General features: G+C 64.2%; 1 protein-coding gene. It reads right to left on the bottom strand.

All coding sequences use genetic code 11. The features are described from left to right. Window positions 1-3,076 (bottom strand): alpha-2-macroglobulin family protein (locus tag ACFE0K_RS09065; RefSeq protein ID WP_434535756.1); only part of this gene is annotated, 3,076 nt, incomplete at both ends.

The following is a 3,076-nucleotide window of genomic DNA, read 5'->3' as shown; positions in this document are numbered from 1 at the left end:
CGTCACGGAGCCGGTGCCCACCCGGTCGTTGGCACGCAGGCGCAGCATGGCGATCTGGTCCGACGGCCCGGTAAAGGCCATCTCCGCTTTGCCGGTTTCCACGCTGAACAGGTCGTCATCTGCCTGCACGGACAGCGTGACCTGTTTCACCGTGTCGTCGGTCACGAACACTGTCTCCGGCAGGTCCACGGTTTCACCGGGGCCCATGACCCGTGGCAACGTGCTCAGCACCGCCAGCGGCTGGGTGACGGTGATGTCCTGATCCGCCTTGCCATAGGCGCCGTTGTCACCGGCCACCACCATGGCCCGCACCTGGCCCATGTAGGGCGGCAGGGAGATGTCGTGGCTGGCCTTTTCGCCCGCCTCCAGAGTGAAGGGGCCGAGGAACTTCACCACCGGCGGGAAACGCCGCCGCTGTTTCTCGCGGCCGTCATCGGCACCGTCGGAGCCGCCCAGGGCCAGCAACCGGTCCAGCTCGGCCCCATAGGCGCCAACCACCATGTCGAACAGATCCCAGGTCAGTACGCCCAGGGCCTCACGGCGATAGAAGGCCCCGTGGGGGTCCGGGGTGCGGTAGTTGGTCAGGCCCAGCAGGCCCTCGTCCACCAGCGCCAGGGTATAGGTCATGGCCTTGCCCTGTTTTTCGCTGACGTCCACGGTGAACGTCTCTTCCGGCTTCACTTTCTGCGGGGCCTTGATCTCTGGCTGCAGGCGGGTGGCCGGGTCTTCCACCAGTAACGGCACAATACCGTACAGGCGAATGGGCCGGTCATTGTCGCGCTGGTGCGGTTGCAGCAGGGCCACATGCACATACACATTGGGCGCCATCTCGGCGGTGACCGGAATCTCCAGGGTCTGGGCCTGGCCACTGGCCGGCAGCCAGTAGTGATCCAGCACCCGCGAGCCGTTTTCCAGGCTCACCAGCAGGCGGCCTTCGCTGACGGCGGGCAGTTCCACCCGGGCGGTCTCACCGACCTGGTAGTTTTCCTTGTCGGCGGACAAGGACAAACGGGTGGCGGCATCCTGGCTGCCACTGGCCTGATCGCGGCTCCAGCCCAGGTAAAGGGTCTGCGAGGTGCAGTGATCGCTCTGCCGGTCACAGACACGGATCAGGTGGCGGCCCCAGTCATAGTCGGCACCGTCCAGATTCCACTGACCCCGGCCCTGCGCATCTGTGGTGATCTGGGCCTGGGTGACAGAATGGGTGTTGGGGTCGCTGATAAAGTTGCTCAGGTCGTCGCCGGAACGGTCCCACCACCAGCGCCAGTCGATTTCGTAGACGGTGATATCCAGCGGCCGCCCGGACACCGGCTTGCCCTTGCTGTCCACACTGATCAGGTCGATGGGGTGCCTGCCCTCGCGGGACAGCGCGCCGCCCCAGCCACTGCCTTGCGGCACCTGCATGCCGACCCAGTGCTGGAAGGGGTATACCGGCACACTGCGGACCTGGGTGCTGTAGTCGCCGCTGTTCTCGAACACCCGGGTAGTCAGGGTGGCGCGCAGCATGCCCGGGGTCTGTTCCACCGGTATGGTGAGCGGGAAACTGGCCTTGCCCTGCCCGTCCACATGGGCCTCGAAGGCGGTGAAGGGCTCGCTGCTGAGGGCACGGGTGCTGTCATCAAAATGGTAGGCATTAAGACCATCGAAGCGGGTGGTGGTCGCCGCCACCCGCACTTTTACATCCGCTTTCAGGTTGGCGGCGGTGGCGCCGTTGAGCCACTGGGTAAACAGGCCCACTTGCGCCGCCTCGTTGGCGGGCAGCTGCTCGGGCAGTTCCAGGTCGATCTTCAGCCGGTTGGGCTTGATGGCTTCCACCCGCACCGGGGTATCGAAATAGCGCTGTCCCAGCCGGGCCACGGCCCGCCAGTTACCGGTGGGGGCGTCTTCATCGGTGGCCAGGGTAAAGGCATAGAAGTCCCCCACCGGCTGGTCCAGGGTGTAGCTTTTCACCTTGTTACCGCGCGGATCGAACCAGTCCAGAGTGAGCGGGTGATCGTCGGGCAGCACAGCGTTCTTGTCTTCAAGAATAAAGGTCAGGTGGATGTCGTCACCGGGGCGCCACACATCCCTTTCCCCGTAGAAGAAACCTTTCAGACCGTCGCGCACCGTCTGCCCGCTGGTGTTGAACTGATTGGTGGGCAAGGCCCGGTTGCGGGCCACTTTCAGGAAGCCGGTGTCGCGATCTTTCACCGCCTGCAGATAGAAAGGTGTGCTGTCCAGCTTGAGACTGGCCATGCCCTCTTCGTCGGTAAGCCCCATCCCCACCTGTTGCTGCTGGTAGTTGTAGGCCTTCACCACCACCTCGGCGGCGGGCTGGTTAGTGTCCAGGGCGGTGGCCACCACATGCAGGGTGTCGTCCTGGCCGCGCTTGGCGATCAGACCCAGGTTGGACGCCAGAAAGGCGCGGGTGCTGCTGGCCAGATCGTTATAGCGGTAGTAACTGTCGGAGCAGGGGTTGTCCTGCTCGTACCAGCTCAGGTAGCCGGCATCGCGGTAGTAGTCGGCCAGCCGGTCCGGTTGTTCCGCCTCCTGCCCCGGGCCCTCGTAGTTGTCCGGCAGGCTTGCCTCACGGGTCAGAGCGTTATCAGGGCAAGTATAGGTGATGTCGTCGCCATCAATGGTCAGGGTGAGATGCACCAGACCATTGGGGTGCTTGGCCATCAGCTCTGTCAGGTCCAGATGGTAGCGCTGCCAGCCGTCGCCGTTGGCGGGAAGCTCAAGGGTTTTCTGCCACAGGTAGCGACCGGTGCGGGTGTCCATATCCCCTTCATCCAGTTCGCTGCCCTGCAGATAGCGGCCGATATTGTCGTCAAATACCCGGAAGGCCTGCACCTTCACTGAACGGATGCCGACGGCCTCAAAGGGCACGCTGAGCTGCTTGCCATCCGGCAGGATGGTGCCCTTGCCGACAAAGCGCACGCCGGGTTTGGTCATCATCAGGGTGACGGTTTTTTCCAGCTTTTCCGCCAGCCGGCCATGGCTGGCGGCGCGCCGGCCAGCATCGCTCACCCGGGCCACATCCTCTTCCTTGTCATCCTGGGGATAGACCCGCCGGCGCCTGCCGTCCACTTCAAGG

The organism is Alcanivorax sp. (assembly GCF_051117345.1).
Lineage (GTDB): Bacteria > Pseudomonadota > Gammaproteobacteria > Pseudomonadales > Alcanivoracaceae > Alcanivorax.
The sequence above is the reverse complement of the archived record's forward strand: the minus strand, read 5'-3'. Positions and strand labels throughout refer to the sequence as shown.